This is a genomic window from Actinocrinis sp., assembly GCF_035605935.1.
Lineage (GTDB): Bacteria > Actinomycetota > Actinomycetes > Streptomycetales > Catenulisporaceae > Actinocrinis.
On sequence record NZ_DATNGK010000294.1, the window covers coordinates 1 to 19,659 of the forward strand.

18 protein-coding genes and 1 tRNA gene are annotated in these 19,659 nt (G+C 67.3%); 8 read left to right on the top strand and 11 right to left on the bottom strand.

Annotated features, from left to right (window positions below; translation table 11 throughout):
- On the bottom strand, window positions 1-640 hold a 640-nt coding region (locus tag VN779_RS23675), incomplete at its 3' end, for a hypothetical protein (protein WP_325727041.1).
- A 168-nt stretch (window positions 641-808) separates the two neighbouring features.
- Window positions 809-891 (bottom strand) — tRNA-Leu (locus tag VN779_RS23680).
- Between the two features lie 111 nt (window positions 892-1,002).
- Between VN779_RS23680 and VN779_RS23685 the strand changes: the two genes are divergently transcribed.
- On the top strand, window positions 1,003-1,641 hold the full coding sequence (locus VN779_RS23685; RefSeq protein WP_325727043.1) for an ANTAR domain-containing response regulator: 639 nt from the start codon (window positions 1,003-1,005) through the stop codon (window positions 1,639-1,641).
- A gap of 165 nt (window positions 1,642-1,806) precedes the next feature.
- Here VN779_RS23685 and VN779_RS23690 read toward each other — a convergent pair whose 3' ends face one another.
- The 3 genes from VN779_RS23690 to VN779_RS23700 form a co-directional block, all read right to left on the bottom strand.
- Window positions 1,807-2,574, bottom strand: coding sequence for an amino acid ABC transporter ATP-binding protein (locus VN779_RS23690; RefSeq protein WP_349260913.1), 768 nt, complete (start codon window positions 2,572-2,574; stop codon window positions 1,807-1,809).
- Window positions 2,575-2,675: 101 nt separating this feature from the next.
- Entirely contained in the window at window positions 2,676-3,665 is a 990-nt protein-coding gene (locus VN779_RS23695) for an amino acid ABC transporter permease (protein ID WP_325727045.1), read from the bottom strand.
- A 7-nt stretch (window positions 3,666-3,672) separates the two neighbouring features.
- Window positions 3,673-4,593: an ABC transporter substrate-binding protein gene (locus VN779_RS23700; RefSeq protein ID WP_325727047.1), complete on the bottom strand. Its 921-nt coding sequence runs from the start codon at window positions 4,591-4,593 to the stop codon at window positions 3,673-3,675.
- A 512-nt stretch (window positions 4,594-5,105) separates the two neighbouring features.
- On the opposite strand from VN779_RS23700, the gene VN779_RS23705 reads away from it, so the two are divergent.
- The 5 genes from VN779_RS23705 to VN779_RS23725 all read left to right on the top strand — a co-directional run bounded on the left by VN779_RS23705 (window position 5,106) and on the right by VN779_RS23725 (window position 10,854).
- Window positions 5,106-6,356 (top strand): branched-chain amino acid ABC transporter substrate-binding protein, encoded by a 1,251-nt coding sequence (locus VN779_RS23705; RefSeq protein WP_325727049.1) that lies wholly within the window; start codon window positions 5,106-5,108, stop codon window positions 6,354-6,356.
- Window positions 6,357-6,537: 181 nt separating this feature from the next.
- Window positions 6,538-7,449, top strand: a complete 912-nt coding sequence (locus tag VN779_RS23710) for a branched-chain amino acid ABC transporter permease (protein WP_414639745.1) — start codon at window positions 6,538-6,540, stop codon at window positions 7,447-7,449.
- A 5-nt stretch (window positions 7,450-7,454) separates the two neighbouring features.
- A complete protein-coding gene (locus VN779_RS23715; RefSeq protein ID WP_325727053.1) occupies window positions 7,455-9,224 on the top strand; it encodes a branched-chain amino acid ABC transporter permease in 1,770 nt (589 codons plus the stop codon).
- Complete coding sequence (locus VN779_RS23720; protein WP_325727055.1) at window positions 9,221-10,141, top strand: ABC transporter ATP-binding protein; 921 nt, start codon at window positions 9,221-9,223, stop codon at window positions 10,139-10,141. Before VN779_RS23715 ends, VN779_RS23720 begins: the two co-directional genes overlap by 4 nt.
- Window positions 10,138-10,854, top strand: coding sequence for an ABC transporter ATP-binding protein (locus VN779_RS23725; protein ID WP_325727093.1), 717 nt, complete (start codon window positions 10,138-10,140; stop codon window positions 10,852-10,854). The genes VN779_RS23720 and VN779_RS23725 overlap by 4 nt, the downstream gene beginning before the upstream one ends.
- A gap of 9 nt (window positions 10,855-10,863) precedes the next feature.
- Here VN779_RS23725 and VN779_RS23730 read toward each other — a convergent pair whose 3' ends face one another.
- Window positions 10,864-11,661 carry a hypothetical protein gene (locus VN779_RS23730; protein WP_325727057.1) on the bottom strand — a complete coding sequence of 266 codons (798 nt, stop codon included), beginning with the start codon at window positions 11,659-11,661 and terminating at the stop codon, window positions 10,864-10,866.
- Between the two features lie 170 nt (window positions 11,662-11,831).
- Here VN779_RS23730 and VN779_RS23735 point away from each other — a divergent pair, with 170 nt between their 5' ends.
- Window positions 11,832-13,091: a glycosyl hydrolase family 8 gene (locus tag VN779_RS23735; RefSeq protein WP_325727060.1), complete on the top strand. Its 1,260-nt coding sequence runs from the start codon at window positions 11,832-11,834 to the stop codon at window positions 13,089-13,091.
- Window positions 13,092-13,161: 70 nt separating this feature from the next.
- Here VN779_RS23735 and VN779_RS23740 read toward each other — a convergent pair whose 3' ends face one another.
- Together VN779_RS23740 and VN779_RS23745 are read right to left on the bottom strand one after the other, a co-directional pair.
- Window positions 13,162-13,857, bottom strand: a complete 696-nt coding sequence (locus VN779_RS23740) for a hypothetical protein (protein WP_325727063.1) — start codon at window positions 13,855-13,857, stop codon at window positions 13,162-13,164.
- 298 nt (window positions 13,858-14,155) lie between these two features.
- Window positions 14,156-14,587, bottom strand: coding sequence for a hotdog fold thioesterase (locus VN779_RS23745; protein WP_325727065.1), 432 nt, complete (start codon window positions 14,585-14,587; stop codon window positions 14,156-14,158).
- A gap of 36 nt (window positions 14,588-14,623) precedes the next feature.
- Between VN779_RS23745 and polA the strand changes: the two genes are divergently transcribed.
- Window positions 14,624-17,458 (top strand): DNA polymerase I, encoded by a 2,835-nt coding sequence (gene polA, locus VN779_RS23750; RefSeq protein WP_414639746.1) that lies wholly within the window; start codon window positions 14,624-14,626, stop codon window positions 17,456-17,458.
- 178 nt (window positions 17,459-17,636) lie between these two features.
- Here polA and VN779_RS23755 read toward each other — a convergent pair whose 3' ends face one another.
- The 3 genes from VN779_RS23755 to VN779_RS23765 form a co-directional block, all read right to left on the bottom strand.
- Window positions 17,637-18,050, bottom strand: coding sequence for a Clp protease N-terminal domain-containing protein (locus VN779_RS23755; protein WP_325727069.1), 414 nt, complete (start codon window positions 18,048-18,050; stop codon window positions 17,637-17,639).
- 89 nt (window positions 18,051-18,139) lie between these two features.
- Window positions 18,140-19,243: a hypothetical protein gene (locus tag VN779_RS23760; protein ID WP_325727071.1), complete on the bottom strand. Its 1,104-nt coding sequence runs from the start codon at window positions 19,241-19,243 to the stop codon at window positions 18,140-18,142.
- Window positions 19,240-19,623, bottom strand: coding sequence for a PPOX class F420-dependent oxidoreductase (locus VN779_RS23765; RefSeq protein ID WP_325727073.1), 384 nt, complete (start codon window positions 19,621-19,623; stop codon window positions 19,240-19,242). The genes VN779_RS23760 and VN779_RS23765 overlap by 4 nt, the downstream gene beginning before the upstream one ends.
- Window positions 19,624-19,659 lie beyond the last annotated feature (36 nt).

Here is a 19,659-nt window from a genome sequence, read left to right on the forward strand (position 1 = left end):
CCCGCTTCGCGACCGATATGCAGTTGCGGTTGTTGTATCGCCACTCGATTCCCAAATCGTCGAGCGCGCCGGTAAACAGATTGCGAATGTCCCCGCTCTCGTTGGTGAAGTGGTAGCGCGGATACTCGTACCGCTTCTTCAATCCCGCTACCATCCGCGTGGTCCAGTTCGTCACACGGCAACCGTCCGAATGGATCAGTCCTCGGACGAACTCTCGGGTGTGTTGCTCGACAACGTACTCTTGCCACTCCTGAAGAACGATCGGCCGTTCGTGCTTCTTGCCCCGCCCGTGCTGCGGAAGCATGCACACCCAGTGCCTAGAGTAAGACTTCACCTCTGTGCAGCCCTTCCGCTGCACGCGGCCAGTCTTGGGCCCAGGTATCACCTGGCGCATCGCTTGCTCAGCGGCCTCGATGAGGCCAGGCCACGCGTCCGCGCAGAAGATGGACAGCGTGTGCTGCTTGTACTTGTCGATGATGTGGCCGTCACCCAGATAGAGACCAAGGACGTACGCGTACGCGCTGTTGTCTAGGGTGTGCCCGTGGCAGGCAGGGCATGACTCCCAGCGTGCCAGCGGGTAAGACTCCGGGTGCAACTGGCGGTCGAGGTGCTTCCAATAGCCGATCGTTCCGACTGGCACGCCGAGTTGTGAAGCTACTTCCCGATTCGATAATCCAGCACGCAGTAGGCTAATAGCATTTATTCGAACCCGGGAATCGTGAATTGAATTGCTCATGAATTGAGCATGCCAGACGGAAAATGTACTGTACAAACAAAACAGCCGACCACGTAGTGGACGGCTGTTCAGTGCGGGGTGCGGGATTCGAACCCGCACGCCCTTTCGGGCAGATGGGTTTGAGCCATCAGCGTATACCATTTCGCCAACCCCGCAGAGTTGCTGACGGCAGCATACCGGATCGTGGAGAGCTCCGGCCTCCTGGTTTGCCGTCCACTAAGCTTGGCCGCAGACCAGCAGTGCCAAGACGACGAGGGGCAGCCGAGATGACCGCCGACGACAAAGGCCAGGCGCGAAAGCGCGTGGTGATCGCCGAGGACGAGGCCCTGATCCGGATGGACCTCGCGGAGATGCTGCAAGAAGAGGGCTACGAGGTCGTCGGGCAGGCCGGCAACGGCGAGGACGCGGTGAAGCTGGCCGCCGAGCACCGGCCCGACTTGGTGATACTCGACGTGAAGATGCCGGTGCTCGACGGGATCTCGGCCGCCGAGCGGATCGGCGCCGAGAAGATCGCGCCGGTGCTGATGCTGACCGCCTTCTCGCAGCGCGAGCTGGTCGAGCGGGCCCGCGACGCCGGGGCGATGGCGTACCTGGTCAAGCCGTTCTCGAAGGCGGACCTGGTGCCGGCGATCGAGATGGCCACCAGCCGGTACGAGGAGTTGCGCGCGCTGGAGAACGAGGTCGCCGACCTCGCCGCACGCTTTGAGACCCGCAAGCTGGTCGACCGCGCCAAGGGCCTGCTTCAGGCACAGCTCGGGATGACCGAGCCGGAGGCGTTCCGCTGGATTCAGAAGACGTCGATGGACCGGCGGCTGACGATGCGTGAGGTCGCGCAGGCTGTGATCGACGGGACCGGCGCGCCGAAGGCTGAGGGCGGCGACGCCGAGGCGAAGACCGAGGGCTAAGGGCGGCGGCCGGCGCGGTCGAGGGCTGGACGTTGCCTGGCGGCGCTGGCATTTGCCGCGAGTGTCCGGCTGGGCGGGACAGCGCGGCGCACGTAATCGCGCTGGCATGAGAAAGGGCGGACCCGCCTGGTGTCCGCCCTTTCAGCTTTTGAGCCGAGCTGCCCGTCACAGCACCTTGGAGAGGAACGAACGCGTCCGCTCGTGCTGCGGGTTGGCCAGCACCTCACGCGGGTTGCCGCTCTCGACCACGACGCCGCCGTCCATGAACACCAACGAGTCGCCGACCTCGCGGGCGAAGCCCATCTCGTGCGTCACCACGATCATGGTCATGCCGTCGTCGGCGAGCTGGCGCATGACCGCGAGCACGTCGCCCACCAGCTCCGGGTCCAGCGCCGAGGTCGGCTCGTCGAACAGCATCAGCTTGGGGCGCATCGCCAATGCCCGCGCGATTGCGACGCGCTGCTGCTGACCGCCGGACAGCTGGTTCGGGTACGCGGTCGCCCGGTCCCCGAGCCCGACCTTCTCCAGCAGTTCGCGGGCGTGCGCCCGCGCGGAGTCCCTCGGCTCGCCCTTGACCCGGATCGGCGCCTCGACGATGTTCTCGATCGCCGTCATGTGCGGGAACAGGTTGAACCGCTGGAACACCATGCCGATCTCGGTACGCTGCCGGGCCACCTCGCGCTCGTGCAGCTCGTGCAGGCGCGAACCGCGTTGCTGGTAACCCACCAGCTCGCCGTCCACGCTCAGCCGCCCGGCGTTGATCTTCTCCAGGTGGTTGATGCAGCGCAGGAAAGTCGACTTGCCGGACCCGGACGGGCCGATCAGGCACATCACCTCGCGCGGCAGCACCTTGAGGGTGATGCCTTGGAGCACCTCGACGCGGCCGTAGGACTTGTGCACGTCCAGGGCCTCGACCATCGGTGTGGCCGGCATCGTGGTGGCCGTGGTCGCGCGCGTCGCCGCCGCGGGAGCCACGTCAGCACTCTGCGCCTGCGTCTCGGGCACGGCGTCGTCCTCGGGAGTGGGCACGGTGGTCATGCGCCGCCTCCTCGTGCGTCGCGGTTCGGAATCGCGGGCAGCCGGTGCGTCACGCCGATGTTGCGGACGAAGAACTCGCGGAACTTCTGCGGCGGGGTCGGCGGCAGGCCGCGTACTGAGCCGCGCGCGTAGTGCCGCTCCACGTAGTACTGACCGGCCGTCAGGATCGAGGTCGCCACGAGGTACCAGATCGACGCGACGACGAGCAGCGGCACCACCTTGTAGTTGGCGTTGTAGATCCGCTGCACCGAGACCAGCAGGTCGAAGCTCGCGATCACCGAGACCAGCGAGGTCGTCTTGAGCATGCCGATGGTCTCATTGCCGGTCGGCGGGATGATCACGCGCATCGCCTGTGGCAGCACGATTCGGCGCATGATGAGCAGCCTGCGCATGCCGAGCGCGCACGCCGCTTCGTTCTGGCCCTCGTCCACCGACAGGATTCCGGCGCGCACGATCTCGGCCATGTACGCCGCCTCGTTGAGGCCGAGGCCGAGGATCGAGGCTGCGAACGTCGTGATCAGTGTCGTGGTCGACCAGGTGTGGAAGCTGGGCCCGAACGGGATGCCGATCGAGATGGTCGGGAACAGCGCCGCGATGTTGTACCAGAAGATCAGCTGTACCAGGACCGGGGTGCCGCGGAAGAACCAGATGTAGACCCAGGCCGACGACGAGACCACCGGATTGTCGGACAGTCGCATCACCGCCAGGATCACGCCGCCGACGATGCCGATCACCATGGCGATCAGCGTCAGCCACAGGGTCGCCAGCAGGCCGTGCAGCACCTGACTGGTGAACAGGTACTGGTTGATGATCCAGCCCTGCCAGCGGGTGTTGGTCGCGAGGTTGTGCACCAACATCGCGAGCAGGACGGCGATGATCGCCGCCGCGACCCACCGGCCGGGGTGGCGCACCGGCACGGCCCGTATCGTCTCGGGCCGTGCTCGCTGCGCCTGCGCCGTAGCTTGTTCGCTCACTTGCTCACTCACGCAAAGCTCAGCTCGTGGCGCCGTTGATCACGGGATTGGTGATCGCGCCGTCCTGGATGCCCCACTTGCTGAGGATCTGCGTGTAGGTGCCGTTCGAAATCAGAACCTTGAGCGCGGCGAGGACCGCGTTGGACATCCCGTTGCCCTTCGGGATCGCGATGCCGTAGGGCGCGGTGCCGTAAGGCGCACCCGAGATGATGAACTTGCCCGCGGACTGCTTGGCCGCGTACGCCGCGACCGGCGAGTCGGCGAGCACGCCGTCCGCGCGGCCGCTGGAGAGCGCGAGGTTCGCGCCGTTCTGGTCATCGAAGGACAGGCCCTTGACCGCGGGCTTTCCGGCGGTGGAGCAGGTCTTGGTGTCGGCCGGGATGTCGGTGCTCTCCTGCGTGGTGCCCTTCTCGACCGCGATGGTCTTGCCGCACAGCGACACGTCATTGGGCTTGAGCCCCTCCGGGTTGCCCGCCTTGACCATCAGGGAGCTGCCCGCTGAGAAGTAGGTGACGAAGTCGACGGTCTTCTCGCGCTCCTTGGTGTCCGTGAAGGAGGACATGCCCAGGTCGTACTTGTTCGCCGCGAGGCCCGCGATGATGCTGTCGAAGGTCACGTTCTGCACGGTCACCTTCAGGCCCAGCTCCTGGCCGAGCGCCTGGGCCAGGTCGGCGTCCATTCCGATGATCGTCTTACCGTCGCTGGCGAAGAACTCGTTCGGCGCATACGAGGCGTCGGCGGCCACGATGAGCGTGCCCTTCGACTTGACGTCCGCCGGAACCAGCGACTTCGGGTCGTTCCCGGCGCTCGCCGACGCGCTCGACCCCGATCCGGAGCCTGCGGAGGTGGCCGGGTTGCTCGCGCAGCCGGCGGCGAGCAGGGCGGCGGCGGCGAGGATTGCGCCGGCCGCGACGGCGCGGTGCCCGATGAGCTGTGGCATGAAGAGATCCGCTTCCTTCGTTCGTGGCGTAGGGGCTGCTGCGCCGCATGGTTTCACTTGGCTATTGCAACCGGAAGAACCGTGTTCATCTTGTTGCCTTCTGGCGCGCCTGATCGAGGCGCGCGTGGGGATGTTATCCGTTTCGTGATCTCTCGCGGGCTATGCCGTGTTTGTCACTGACTGGTGGCAGGCCGTGCGCGGCGACGCGCGGGCCCCGGCGCGTGCTTACCCGAACGGCCGTACGCCGACGGGGTGAACCGCGCTCGCGGCGCGCCCGAGGCTCGGCCATGATCGCAGGTGATCGCCGAATACGCCGATCTACGTGCGGCGGGACACGTGGATTTCACATAACGAGACGATCAAGTGTAGAGCAAACCCCTGCCCAGTCAGCAGGCAGCGCACTACTCTCTCCCGCAATCCATGCGGATTCGCCTACGAGGCTTGGTCGGAAGAAGCGGGTGCCAAAACGCTCCCGCCTCCGGTGCCCTGCCACTACGAGGGAGAGAGTTTTTATGCGAAGCACTTCGCTCTACAAGATGAGCGCGGTCATCGCCGTCGGTGCTTTGGCCCTGGCCGGATGCGGCTCCCGGGGAGGGAGTTCGTCGAGCGGCAGCACCAGCGGCGGCAGTGGCGGCACGACGGTGGAGATCGGGGTGGACGCCCCGCTGACCGGTTCGCTTGCCGCGCTGGGCCTGGGCATCCAGAACTCGACCGACCTGGCGGTGAAGACCGCGAACAAGAACAACGAGGTGCCGGGGGTCACCTTCAAACTGGTGGCCAAGGACGACCAGGCGAACCCGACGATCGGCCAGCAGAACGCCACCGCGCTGGTGGCCGACAGCAACATCGTCGGCGTGGTCGGCCCGCTCAACTCCAGCGTCGCGCAGTCGATGCAGCAGGTGTTCAACCAGGCCAACGTGACCCAGGTCTCCCCGGCGAACACCAACCCCTCGCTTTCCCAGGGCCCGAACTGGCAGACCAGCAAGGTGCGGCCGTACAAGTCGTACTTCCGCGTGGTGACCACGGACGCGGTCCAGGGTCCGTTCGCCGCCGACTACGTCTACAACGACCTGAAGATCACCAAGGTCGCCACGGTGAACGACGGCAAGACCTACGGCGCCGGCCTCGCACAGACGTTCACGCAGGAGTTCAAGAAGCTCGGCGGCACGATCACGGTGGCGCAGACGATCTCGGACACCAGCACCGACTACTCCGCGGTGGTCAGCGCGGTGAAGAGCTCCGGCGCGCAGCTGCTGTACTACGGCGGCGAGTACCCGCAGGGCGGTCCGCTCTCCAAGCAGCTCAAGGCCGGCGGAGACAACATCCCGGTCATGGGCGGCGACGGCATGCAGGACCCGACCTACATCAAGCTGGCCGGCGCCGCGTCCAACGGTGACTACGCCACCGTGCCGGGTGCGCCGATCTCGACGCTGGCCTCCGCCAAGACCTTCATCTCGAACTACACCGCGGCCGGTTACTCCGCGCCGTACTCGGTCTACGGCGGCTACTCCTACGACGCCGGCTGGTCGATCATCGAGGCGGTCAAGGCGGTCGTGGCGGCCAACGGCGGCAAGGTGCCCAGCAGCTCCGCCGACTTCCGGCAGAAGGTGGAGGCCGCGATGCAGAACGTCTCCTTCGACGGAGTCACCGGCCACGTGTCCTTCGACCAGTACGGCGACACCGGTAACAAGCAGCTGACCATGTACAAGGTCGAGAACGGCGCTTGGGACAACGGCGTCAAGGTCGGTACGTTCGGCGGCTGATGTCAGACCGCGGTCCTACGAGGAATCCGGTCTCAAGCGCGGAGGGCGGCTACCACAGCGCCCTCCGCGCGGCCATGCTTGAACTAACCTTCGTCCTCGTCCCTGTCCCGATCCGGAAGGACGCCCCGTGACAACCACGGTCTTCCTTCAGCTGGTGACCAACGGCATCGCGCAGGGCGCGATGTACGGATTGATCGCCGTCGGCTACACCATGGTCTACGGCATCATCCAGCTGATCAACTTCGCCCACGGCGAGTTCTTCATGTTCGGCGGCTTCGGCGCGCTGGCGGTCTATCTGTGGATCCCGCCAGTCCAGCACCTGCCGCTGCTCGCCGCCCTGCCCATCATGCTCATCGGCGGCATGATCGCGTCGGTGATCATCGCCATCCTCGCGGAACGCTTCGCCTACCGGCCGCTGCGCAACGCGCCACGGCTGGCGCCCCTGATCACCGCCATCGGCGTGTCGATCCTGCTGCAACAGCTCGTCTTCCTGTGGTACCCGCAGCCCGGCGGCCACAAGGTGACCATCGGCGTGAACGCGCCGGTGCAGTTCCCGACCTTCACCGGCAAGCCGTTCCACCTCGGCGGCGTGCTTCTTCAGCGCGCCGACCTGCTCACGGTGATCGTGGCGGTGATCTGCATGGCGTACCTCGCGTACTTCGTGATGAAGACGCGCACCGGCCGCGCGATGCAAGCTACCGCGCAGGACCCTGACACTGCTCGGCTGATGGGCATCAACACGGACCGGGTCATCGTCGTCGCGTTCGTGCTCGGCGCGGCCTTCGCGGCCGTGGCCGCAATCACTTATGGGCTGCGGTTCGGGCAGGTGTCCTTCGACATGGGCTTCTCCGCCGGACTTAAGGCGTTCACCGCGGCTGTGCTCGGCGGCATCGGAAACATCTACGGCGCGATGGTCGGCGGTCTGGTGCTCGGCATCGCGGAGCAGGTGACCACCGGTGTTCTGGCCAGCTACCACGCGACCCAGCAGTGGGGTACCGCGTGGCAGGATGTGTGGGCGTTCCTGCTGCTGATCATCGTCCTGCTGGTCAGGCCGCAGGGTCTGCTCGGCGAGCGAGTCGCGGACAGGGCGTGAGCGGGATGACCGAACAAGTACCGGAGTGGGGCGCCAGCGACCAGCCGCCGCAGACCCCGCTCGCCGCGCGCCAGGAGGAGGCGCCTACGGTCAACCCGGCCGTCGCCAAGGCGCTGGTCGCGGTCGGCGCCTTCGCTTCGCTGGTCTCCACTTTCCTCGCCTGGACCTGGACCTCGTCGTTCCCCGGTGACCTGTCGGTCACCGGCTATCCGGGCGGCAACCAGGTCATCACCCTGACCGTCAGTGTCCTGCTGATCCTCGCGCTCGGGCCCGCATACGGCGTGCCCGGACTGCGGTGGCTCGCGCCGCGCGGATACGTGTGGCTGCTGCGCGGGCTGGCTCTGGCCAACCTGGCATCGACCTGGTACATCCTGCTCGCGGTCGTGATCGAGCTCAACGGCCTGGCGAACTGGGTGTCAGGCTCCTGGGTCGCCTTGATCGCTACTGCGCTGCCGGTCGTCGGCTCGTTCCTGCTGCCCGACGACCACCACGACGCGGCCAGAGCGCGGCCGATGCCGCGTTGGATCCAGGCGGCGGTGATCCTCGTCGCGATCATTATCGCGATGTTCGTCGCCGACTACGGCATTACCACCGGCTTCACCGAGCAGTTCATCGGCTTCGCGCTGGCGGTCGGGTTCGCGGCCTGGGGCCTCAACTCCAGCGGCGTGCTGTCCCGGTTGACCGGGCTGACCGCGCAGAACCGGGTAGCCACCTCGGTGGCCGCGTTCGTCGCCGCGCTGTTGTTCGTGTTCCTGCAGACCTCTGATCAGTACAACACCATCGCTGACGACATCCTGATCTTCGCGACGGTCGCGCTCGGGCTGAACATCGTGGTCGGCCTCGCCGGCCTGCTCGACCTCGGCTACGTCGCGTTCCTCGGCGTCGGCGCGTACAGCGCGGCACTCGTCTCCGGCGCGATCTCGTCCCGGTACGCGCACACGGTGCTGCCGTTCTGGGGCCAGATCCTGATCGGCGTGTCCGTCTCGATCATCGCGGGTGTCATCATCGGCGCCCCGACCCTGCGGCTGCGCGGTGACTATCTCGCGATTGTCACGCTCGGCTTCGGTGAGATCTTCCGGATCGTGGTCAACAACCTCAACGGCCAGTCGGGGCCGGACCTGACCAACGGTCCCGAGGGCGTCTACGGCGTGCCCGACCTGAAGTTGTTCGGGTACGACTTCGGCGCGAGCCATCAGCTCTTCGGGGTCACCTTCGGCAAGTTCGGCAATTACTACCTGCTGTTGCTGGTCGCGATGGCGATCGTGGTCTTCATCTTCGCGCGGGTCAACGACTCGCGCATCGGCCGCGCGTGGGTCGCGATCCGGGAGGATGAGACGGCGGCCGGCGCGATGGGCATCCACGGTTACCGGTTCAAGCTGCTCGCGTTCGGTCTCGGCGCGGCGCTGGCCGGGTTCGCGGGCACGATCAACGCGCACCTGCTGAACACGGTCACGCCGGACCAGTATCTGTTCTCCGCGTCGGCGCCGCCGAACTCCGCGTTCCTGCTCGCGGCTGTCGTGCTCGGCGGAATGGGCACGATCACCGGTCCGCTGCTCGGTGCGGCGCTGCTGTACCTGGTGCCGGCCAAGTTCGAGTTCTTCCAGAACAAGCAGCTGCTGCTGTTCGGCTTGGCGCTGATCCTGATGATGCGCTTCCGGCCAGAGGGCCTGGTGCCGAACAAGCGCAGGCAGCTGGAGTTCCACCAGGAGGAGGTCGCCGAGGCCGAGGCCCATCAGGTGGTCGAGGCGCAGCCGGAAGCGGAGGCCGTGGCATGACGACCATGACGACGACTGGAACCGCTGACACGGTCGGCACCACGGTGCTCGAGGCGCGCGGCGTGACCATGCGGTTCGGCGGACTGACCGCGGTAGACAGCGTGGACCTGACGGTCGGCGACCGCGAGATCGTCGGTCTGATCGGCCCGAACGGCGCCGGCAAGACGACGTTCTTCAACTGCCTGACCGGCCTCTACGTGCCCACCTCCGGCGAGGTGCGCTACAAGGGCGCGGTGCTGCCCTCCAAGCCCTACCGGGTGACCCAGGCGGGTATCGCGCGCACCTTCCAGAACATCCGGCTGTTCGCCAACATGACAGTGCTCGAAAACGTCATGGTGGGGAGGCACTGCCGCAGCAAGGAGGGGCTGTTTTCGGCGATCGGGCGCGGTCCGCGCTACCGGGCGGCCGAGCGCGAGGCCCGGGAGAACGCCCGCGAGCTGTTGGACTTCCTCGGCATCGGCCGGCACGCGGGCACGTTGGCCCGCAACCTGCCTTACGGTGACCAGCGCAAGCTTGAGATCGCCAGGGCGATGGCCAGCGACCCCGGCCTGCTCCTGCTGGACGAGCCGACCGCGGGCATGAACCCGCAGGAGACCAGGGCCACCCAGGAGGTCGTGTTCAAGATCCGCGAGCGCGGCTTGGCCGTGGTCGTGATCGAGCACGATATGCGCTTCATCTTCGGCCTCTGCGATCGGGTCGCGGTGCTGGTGCAGGGCCGCAAGCTGGTCGAGGGCACGCCTGAGGTCGTCCGCGCGGATGAGCGTGTCATCGCGGCGTACCTCGGCACTCCGTACGAGGAGGACGCTCCCGTCCGGGACGCAGTCGGCGGTTCGGTCGGCGCGGCCGGTGACGGGTCCGATGACGGGAGCGCCGCCACGGTGCGCGCCGCCGGCGAGGATGAAGGGACGGCCTCCTGATGGCCCTGTTGGAGGTGCGCGACCTGCACGTCGCCTACGGCAAGATCGAGGCGGTCAAGGGGATCAGCTTCTCGGTGGAGCAGGGCCAGATCGTCACGCTGATCGGTACGAACGGCGCCGGCAAGACCACGACGCTGCGCACCATCTCCGGACTGCTGCGCCCCGCGGCGGGCTCGATCACCTTCGACGGCAAGCCGATCCAGCACACCGCGGCGCACCAGATCGTCGAACGCGGACTCGCCCACTCCCCGGAGGGGCGGCACATCTTCCCGCGTATGACCATCGAGGAAAACCTGCTGCTCGGTGCGTACCTGCGCAAGGACTCGGCGGGCATCACGGACGACGTGTCCAAGGCGTACGCGATGTTCCCGATCCTCGGCGAGCGGCGCGCTCAGGCGGCTGGCACGCTCTCCGGCGGCGAGCAGCAGATGCTCGCGATGGCCAGGGCGCTGATGTGCAAGCCGCGGCTGCTGATGCTCGACGAGCCGTCCATGGGTCTGTCGCCGATCATGATGAAGCAGATCATGGACACCATCGCGGAGCTTAAGTCCGCCGGCACCACCATCCTGCTGGTCGAGCAGAACGCGCAGGCCGCGCTCTCGCTGGCCGACGAGGGGCACGTGCTGGAGGTGGGCCGTATCGCGTTGTCCGGCCGCGGTTCGCAGTTGCTGCACGACGAGAAGGTGCGCAAGACCTACCTCGGCGAGGAATAGCCAGAGGCGTCAGGGCCCGGACACGACCACACCGATCGTGTTCGGGCCCTGGCCGTCGGCGCGGCCGGGGCAGACCTGCCGCAGCAGGTTGGCCAGGTCGGTGGAGTAGCGCTCGCCCAGAATGGTGAACCGGTCGATGACGCCGGCCGGGCCGTCCGCGACGACGTCCACGAAGCCCATCGACTCGCCGATCGGGACGGTCGCGCAGTTGGTGACGGTTAGCTCCAGCTTCACGTTCATTCCAGCCACGGGCAGCGGGGCCACGGACGGCGGCGGATCGGCGCGGGCGGTCACGCCGTTCTCGCTGATGTAGTACGCGATGATCCGGACTTTCGCCCCCCGCACCGGTGAGACGTGGAGATTGACGTCGATCCTGCGCTGCGCGGCGGAGACGACATAAGCGTCGTGATAAGCGACGATGACGCTGAACGCGGCGTAGTTGGGCGCTGGGGCCTGCGCCGAGAAGTGCATCGTGAGGCTCGGGCTCGGCGCTGTCGTGCCGTGTGTTGCCCACAGCGCCGCGCCGAGCACCGCGGTGGCGAGCGTGGTCATCGCGGCCGGGCGCAGGTCGCGAGAGCGCCCGGCAGGGTGGGGGAGCGGCTCGGAGGCGCCGTCCTCCTCGAACTCGATCTCCAGCGAGCCCGGCGAAGCCTCGTTCCGGGCGCGGGCGACCTCGCGGTCGAGAGCGTGTCGCTGAAAGTCGTCGGTGGCGATCTCGTACGCGGGGACCGTGCCGCGCGCGCGGGGTTCATCTGCCCCGCCGCGGCTTTCCGGGTCCGCTATTTCGCCGCCAGCCTTGCGCCTCATGCACTCCAGTGTCGGGCGTAAGGGCTTGCTGTGGAACGGCTCTTGACAGAGTTCCGTCGCGCCGCGAAGCTATCCGAGTTAGGAAAGTTATCTAACTTGAAACTCTCTTCGCAACACCGCCCGGCGTGCGGCGCGATTCCGGGCACATACCCTCATCAAGGAGCGAGCAGATGGCTTCGCGCACCATGACGTACCTCGCGCAACACCGGCTCATCGCGGCGACGACCGCGGTAGCCGCGAGCGCCGGATGCATGATCGGCCTCGCGGCGACCGGCGCCCAAGCCGCCACGCCCACGCACGCCTTCCCGACGCACGTCACGTACAAGGTCGGTGTCACGCCCTCGGCGTCTCAGTCCTCTAAGGACGCCAAGGTCGAGGCAGCGTACAACGCGTGGAAGTCGACCTACCTCGTGCACGGCTGCGCTTCGAACGAGTACTACGTGTCCACCAAGGGCGACGGCGACGCGCCTAACAACGGTCCGGTGTCCGAAGGCCAGGGCTACGGCATGAACATCGTGCCGTTGATGGCCGGTTACGACGCGAACGCGCAGACCGAGTTCAACGGCCTGTGGCAGCTGGTCAAGGACCACGAGGACCAGTACGGCCTGATGCAGTGGCAGCTGGATGGCAAGAGCTGTAAGTACGCCGACAGCGGCACGCCGGACGCCGCCACCGACGGCGACCTGGACATCGGCTACGGCCTGATCCTGGCCGACAAGCAGTGGGGCGGCTACACCTCGGCCGCCAAGACCTGGCTGGCCAACTTCTACGCGCACGACGTCGCCTCGGACGGGCACTTGAAGTGCGAGGACGACGGTCCGAGCACCGACACCCGGCCCAGCGACATGATGCTCGATCACCTGCGTGCGTTCGCCGCATACGACACCACGCACAACTGGGCGAAGGTTGTCTCGCGCACCGAGGCGATCGTCTCCGAGTTCACCGCGTCCTACTCGTCGGCCTACGGGCTGCTGTCCGACTTCGTGGTCAATGCCAACACCACCAGCCCGAAGCCGGCGCCCGCCAACTACCAGGAAGACCAGCCGGACAACATCGTCGGCTACAACTCGATCCGCGTCCCGTGGCACATGGGCACAGACGCTCTGCTCTACGGCGCTTCGACGGCGTCAGTGTCCTACAACGACGCCAAGAAGTGGTCCGCGTGCGCGAAGAAGGTCTCCGGCGGCAACCCGCAGAAGGTCTACCCGCACATCAAGCTGGGTTGCACGGCCTATTCGACGAGCGACCAGGCGGAGGAGGCCGGCGACTCGGTGGGTCCGGCCGCGATGGCCGCAGGGGACCAGGCGTGGACCGACACGCTGTGGAACTACCTGGCCACGAACCCGTTCGGCGACGGCTACTTCGGCCAGACCATCAAGATGCTGGTCTACATCGTGATGGCGGGCGACTACTGGAACCCGGTCGCCTGACATACGCATCCACTCAAAAGGGGGAGTCGTAGGAAGGCAGCAGCAGGAAGCGCAGCCGTCCGACGCCTAGTCAGTTGTTCCACAGCATCGCGCAATACCCTGCCCGGCCGCTCCGCCAGTGGTCGGGCAGTCGCGCGTTCGCCGGAAGTGGGATGTCTACCGAGGTGACATTGCCCTGGACGCTACGCATCGTCATGTGCAAGACGCCCGGCTGCGAGTCGGCCTTGCTCGAAGAGGCGCTGTTCGGCCCGGTCGCGGAGCAGTCGTAGGCTCCGGAGAGCACGACCTCCAGCTGCTGGGTGCGGGTCAGGATCACGGGCGTACCGAAGTAGCTCAAGCTCAGATCGGATTGGCGCGCCTCGAGCTGAGTGACCGTCACGGTGCCGGAACCCGAGTCGGTCAGGTCGACGAGCAGGTTCAGGCTCAGGTCGTCCGCGCTCGGCGAGTACGCCGCGTCCACCACGGCGATGGTCGAGCGGGCCGCCTGGCGCTGCGCGGCCTGGGCGACCAGCGCGTTGCTGACGGTCCCGGCCAGCCCGGCGAAGACGACGGCGCCGATGGCGACTTTGCGGAACCGAGGCGGCAGTGCGGCCAGGGTCCAAGCCCGGCGCGGTCGCCAGCCAGCGGCGCTACCTGCGGCGAGGCTGCCGAGGACTTCGCGCTCGCTGACGAGTTTGGCTTCGCCGGGCTCGTTCGCCGCCTCGTCGTCCTCGAACTCGATATATAGCTTCGGTGCTGATCCGTTATGCTCTCGTGATACTCTCACGCTCACAGCATGCGACAGGGTGGGCGTTAGCGCCAGTAGCGTCCCGAAGAGGGCGTCTGACCCCATTTTGGGGGCGAATCAGCCGATCGACGACCCTGGCTGCGTTGCCGAAACATCCACAGACGACCCATGGTGTTGAATGAGGAGCGCGAGGATGCTCCGGCGCCTTGCCAGGCCCGCCGCTTGGCCGATTCGCTGTGCCGTACCCGATAATTGCGGCAATCCGCCGCTGATATTGCGTAACGTTAGACCCAAAATGGGATCAGACGCCCTCTAATCGTCACTAACGTTACGGAAATCACGGTTTGCGGATCAGGCAGCTGATCCGGGCAGTGCAGATCCGCCGCTCGTCCTCGTCGGTGATCACGATCTCGTAGGTGGCCAGCGAGCGGCCGAGGAACAGCGGCGTCGCCGTTCCGGTCACCACGCCGGAGCGGGCCGAGCGGTGATGCGTGGCATTGATCTCCACGCCGACGACCATCGCGCCCGGACCGGCGTGCACCGCGGCCCCGACCGAACCCATCGTCTCGGCCAGCGCGGCCGACGCCCCGCCGTGCAGCAGCCCGGCCGGCTGCGTGTTGCCCTTCACCGGCATGCTCGCCACGAGCCGTTGCACGGAGATCTCGCTGAAGCGGATGCCCAGCTTCTCGCCCAGAGTTCCACCGGTGGCGTACACATCCTGTACCAGGTCCTGGAACTCTTCGTCATCAGGCAGTCGCGCCTCGCCCATGTGCCGGGACATCCTTTCCGCGTCGTGGGCCCATTGATGTCGGACCCAGCGCATAGGATCGCATCCGTGGAGAAGACGGGAGTATCGGCAGTGAGCGAGACCGCACAGAGCACGGCAGGTACCGGCGCGGCGACTGCGCCTGTGGCCGCGTCCGTGGCTACGGCCACGGCCGGTGGCAAGCTGCTGCTGCTCGACGGCCACTCGATGGCCTACCGGGCTTTCTACGCGCTGCCCGCGGAGAACTTCACCATCTCCACCGGCCAGTCCACCAACGCGATCTACGGCTTCGCCTCGATGTTGATCAACGTGGTGCGCGACGAAGCCCCGACGCACCTGGCCGTCGCGTTCGACGTCTCCCGCGCTACTCTCAAGCGCACCGCACTGTTCCCGGCGTACAAGGCACAGCGCGCTTCCGCTCCGGCGGAGTTCGCGGGCCAGGTGGAGTTGCTGTGCGAGCTGCTGACCGCGCTGCACATCCCGGTGTTCCGTAAGGAGGGCTCGGAAGCCGACGACCTGATCGCGACCCTCGCCACGCAGGCCGCGGACGAGGGCTTCGACGTCAGCATCGTCACCGGCGACCGCGACGCGCTGCAGCTGGTGACCGACCACGTGACGGTGCTCTATCCGCGCAAGGGCGTGGCCGACTTGGTCCGCTTCACCCCGGCGGCGGTGGAGGAGAAGTACGGCCTCACTCCGCAGCAGTATCCTGATTTCGCCGCGCTGCGCGGCGACCCCTCGGACAACCTGCCGTCGATCCCCGGCATCGGCGAGAAGACCGCGGCCAAATGGATCCGCGAGTTCGGCTCGCTGCGGCAGCTGGTCGAGCGCGCGGACGAGGTCAAGGGCAAGGCCGGCGAGGCGCTGCGCGCGCATCTGGAGCAGGTGCAGACCAACCGGCTGCTCACCGAGCTGGACCGGGAGGTGGAACTCGAACTGCGCCCGGCGGACCTGGTCCGCGGCCCCGTCGACACTCCCGCCGTCGACCAGCTGTTCACCACGCTGGAGTTCCGCGCCCTGCGCCCCCGGATGAACGACGTGTTCGCCCTCGACGCTCCGGAACCCGGCGAGAGCGTCCCGAGCAACGACGAGCCGGAACTGCACACCAACGTGCATCGCACCAGTGAACTCGCGCCCTGGATCGCCGAGCACGCCGCCGCCGGGACGATCGGCATCGCCGCCGAGGGCCGCTGGGGCCGCGGTACCGGCCAGCTGACCGCGGTCGCGTTCGCCACGGCCGACGCGCACGCCGCGTACTTCACCCCCGACAGCCTCGACCCCGCCGACGAGGCCGCGCTCGCCAAGCTGCTCGCCGACCCGGCCAGGCCGAAGATCCTGCACGACGCGAAGGGCCCGATCCTGGCCTTTGCCGAGCACGGCTTCGCATTCGCGGGCCTCGGCGGGGACACCGCGCTGGCCGCGTACCTGGTGCAGCCGGGCATGCGCACCGCCGACCTGGCCGACCTGGTCCGCCAATACCTCGGCAGGGAACTGACCAGCGCTCAGCCCGACGGCCAGCTCACCCTGGACGTGCTCGGCGAGCAGGACGAGGCACCGACCGGCCTGATGCGGGCCGCCTCGGTCCTCATCGAGCTCAATGCACGCCTCGAGCAAGAACTCGACCAGCGCGCCGAATCCACCCAGACGGCGCACAACCTGCTGCGCAACGTCGAACTGCCGCTGCTCCTGCTGCTCTCGCGGATGGAGCGCGCCGGGATCGCGGCGGACCGCGAGTACCTCTCCGACCTCGAAGTCGGCTTCGCGGCGGACGTGAAGCACGCGGTGGAGGAGGCGCACTCGGCCACCGGCGTCCAGTTCAACCTCGGCTCGCCCAAGCAGCTGCAGGAGATCCTGTTCGACCAGCTCAACCTGCCGAAGACGAAGAAGATCAAGACCGGCTACACCACCGACGCCGACGCGCTGACCTGGCTGGCCGGCCAGACCGACCACCCGCTGCCGGTCATCCTGCTGCGCCACCGCGACGTGAACCGGCTGCGCACCACGGTCGAGGGCCTGATCAAGACGGTGCTGGACGACGGCCGCATCCACACGACGTTCAATCAGATGGTCGCCGCCACCGGCCGGCTCTCCTCGGTGGACCCGAACCTGCAGAACATCCCGATCCGCACCGAGGAGGGCCGGCGCATCCGCAAGGCCTTCATCGCAGGGCCCGGATACGACACGCTGATGACGGCCGACTACAGTCAGATCGAGATGCGCATCATGGCGCACCTGTCCGGCGACGAGGGCCTGATCGAGGCGTTCAACGAGGGTGAGGACCTGCATTCCTCGGTCGCGGCCAAGGTCTGGAACGTGACGCCGAAGCAGGTCACCGGCGATCTGCGCCGCAAGGTCAAGGCGGTGTCCTATGGGCTGGCCTACGGTCAGTCGGCCTACGGCCTGGCGCAGAACCTGGGCGTCAGCAACGCCGAGGCCACTCACATGATGGAGGACTACTTCGCGCGCTTCGGCGGCATCCGCGACTACCTGCGCGCGGTCGTCGACGAGGCTCGCAAGACCGGCTACACCCAGACGGTCCTGGGCAGAAGGCGTTACCTGCCGGACTTGACCTCGACCAACCCGCACCTGCGCCAGATGGCCGAGCGGATGGCCCTCAACGCGCCGATCCAGGGTTCCGCGGCGGACATCATCAAGGTCGCGATGCTCCGGGTCGACGACGCGCTCAGAGAGCACAAGCTGAAATCGCGGCTGCTGCTTCAGGTGCACGACGAACTGGTCCTCGAGGTCTGCGACGACGAGCGCGAGCTGGTCGAGCAGCTGGTGCGCCGGGAGATGGGCTCGGCTTACGAGCTGCGCGTGCCCCTCGACGTCTCGGTCGGCTTCGGCCGCGACTGGCAGGCCGCCGGGCACTGAGCGGCGCCGCAGACTTCGACGATCGCAAGGCTCGCGACAACTACGTCGCCCTGCGAATGAATTCGACCCGCCCGCCGACCCTGGTCCGCGTCCTCGCCCCGGTGACTCGGCCGCTACGCGAACCAGTGCGCTGCCGCGCACGCGCACCGCGCTGGACGCTGCGCCTCACGCCTCCGCCTCAGGTCTGCGGCTGGCCGCTTTCCCGTATGAGCCGCTCCGCGTCGCGAGCGCGCTCCAGGTCAACGCCGAGCGCGTTGAGCACGTGGGCCGCAGGGCCATGACCCTCGCGGACCACGCCGAGCAGTACGTGCTCGCTACCGATGTGGGGGCTGTTGAGCCGCGCGGCCTCTAGCAGAGTGAGTTCCAGGACTTCCTTGGCCGCCGGGGTGAAGGGCAGGTACCCGGAGGTCTCGGCGGCGTTTCCTGCCGCAACGGCCTGTTCGAGGTCTCGGCGCACCGTGGCCGGTGGGATCCCCAGGACGTTCAGCATCCGTCCGGCAGTGCTCTGATCGTCGCGGATCAGGGCGAGCAGGAAGTGCTCAGTGCCCAGGTAGTCGTGGCGAAGCGTGCGAGCTTCTTCGGAAGCTGACACGACGACTCGTCGAGCATTTTCGGTGAATCGCTCGAACACCGCTTGCCCTCCTTGGTCGGTGCGGACCGGTCGCAGCCGTCGGTAGACGGCTACGGGCCACTTTGGCCTGAGCCCGGAATCGGCTCGATGGATGCAGAGCGTACGTCGTCGACAGCTGCTAAGAGCCGGGCGATCTCCGCGGCCGGCCACGGATGCGTCTTCGGTCCCCGGTTCAGTGCCTCATGAAAGTCGAGGATCAGCAAAGCGAGCGGGGCACAACGATCCACGAGGGCTGCGCGTTGCGGCTCGAGCCGCGAATGGTCGATGTCTCCAGCGATCCAGGCACGAAGGAACTCACGGCGTGGCCTGTTTCCACGCGGCGCGTCGACCGCGTGTACTACCAGACCGGTGATGATGTAGGCGAGATCGAAGTCGCGGTGCTGCTCGAGGAAGCGGCGCTCGGCCTGGGAGAGGGTGAAGCGATCGCAGGTTGCCAGGCCGAAGTCGGCGAAGTACATCTGCGTGCCGTCGGTGAGTACGTTGCCGAAGTGTGTGTCGAAGTGCACGAAGCCTTGTGCGCGCATGAACGCGGCCCCGGCCGTCAGCTGACGCTCGGCCAGCGCGAAGTGCGCGTCGGGACCGGCGAGCCAATCGCTGAGCCGGGACGGGATGTATTCCTGGAAGACCACGACCGACGCGCGGGAGGCGGCGATCGCATCCAAGCGGTGGCCCACGGCGGCTGACCCGTCCCAGCGCGCCACGGCGCCGTCGATGCCGCCGAATTCGCCGGCCACGGCGCTTTGCGGCGGGGACGAAGTGGGCAGCACGCGCCAGTGGTGGGTGAGCGGGAAGCCGGGAAAGCCGGCGGTAAGCACCCAGCTCGTGGTCATGAGGTGCGCCGCCAGTTCCCGCCAGGCGCCGAAGCCGTGCGAGCCCATCGGGTACTGGTAGAAGGGCGGCAATGCGAACAGGTTCTCCGTCGACCCGCGGTTTTCCGCAGACAGTTCCAGGTCGGTCAGTGCGATCGACTTGGCGAACACCGGGACGCCCTCGACGTCGAGCGTAGCTGTGCTGCCGCCGATCCCCGAGCCCGCCGGGCGTCCGCCTGCCAGAAGGCCGGCCAGGTCGCTGTCGGATTGCACCGCCAGCGCTGTCGCGACGATGCGGTGGGCCGACAAACGCTCAGCCGGGACGGTGGGAGCGGCACCGGTCATCGGACGCCGACTGTCTGCTGCTCGGGTTCGATGATCGCGACGACGCGTGGCTCGGCTCGTGAGTAGGGCTGGCCGGTGTACTTCGTGGCCAACTCGTCGATGACGGTCCAGGCCGCGTCGCCTTCCAACCATTCGGTGACGCGGCCGCGCACGATGATCGGCTCGAACGGGTTGTCCGCGGACGTGAGCGACAGGGCGACCCTCGGGTCGCGGCGCAGGTTGCGGGCTTTGCGCGAGTCCGGGCCGGTGAGGAAGACGATGCGATCGTCGTGGGTTCCGATCCACAGGGGAACGCAGTGGGGCGAGCCATCCGGCAGGACGGTCGCCAGGTGTGCCAGCGAGGTGCCGTCCAGAGCGCGGCGTACGTCGGGGTTGAGCATCGTGGACTCCTTCCAGGATTCCTTCAAGGGATTCCG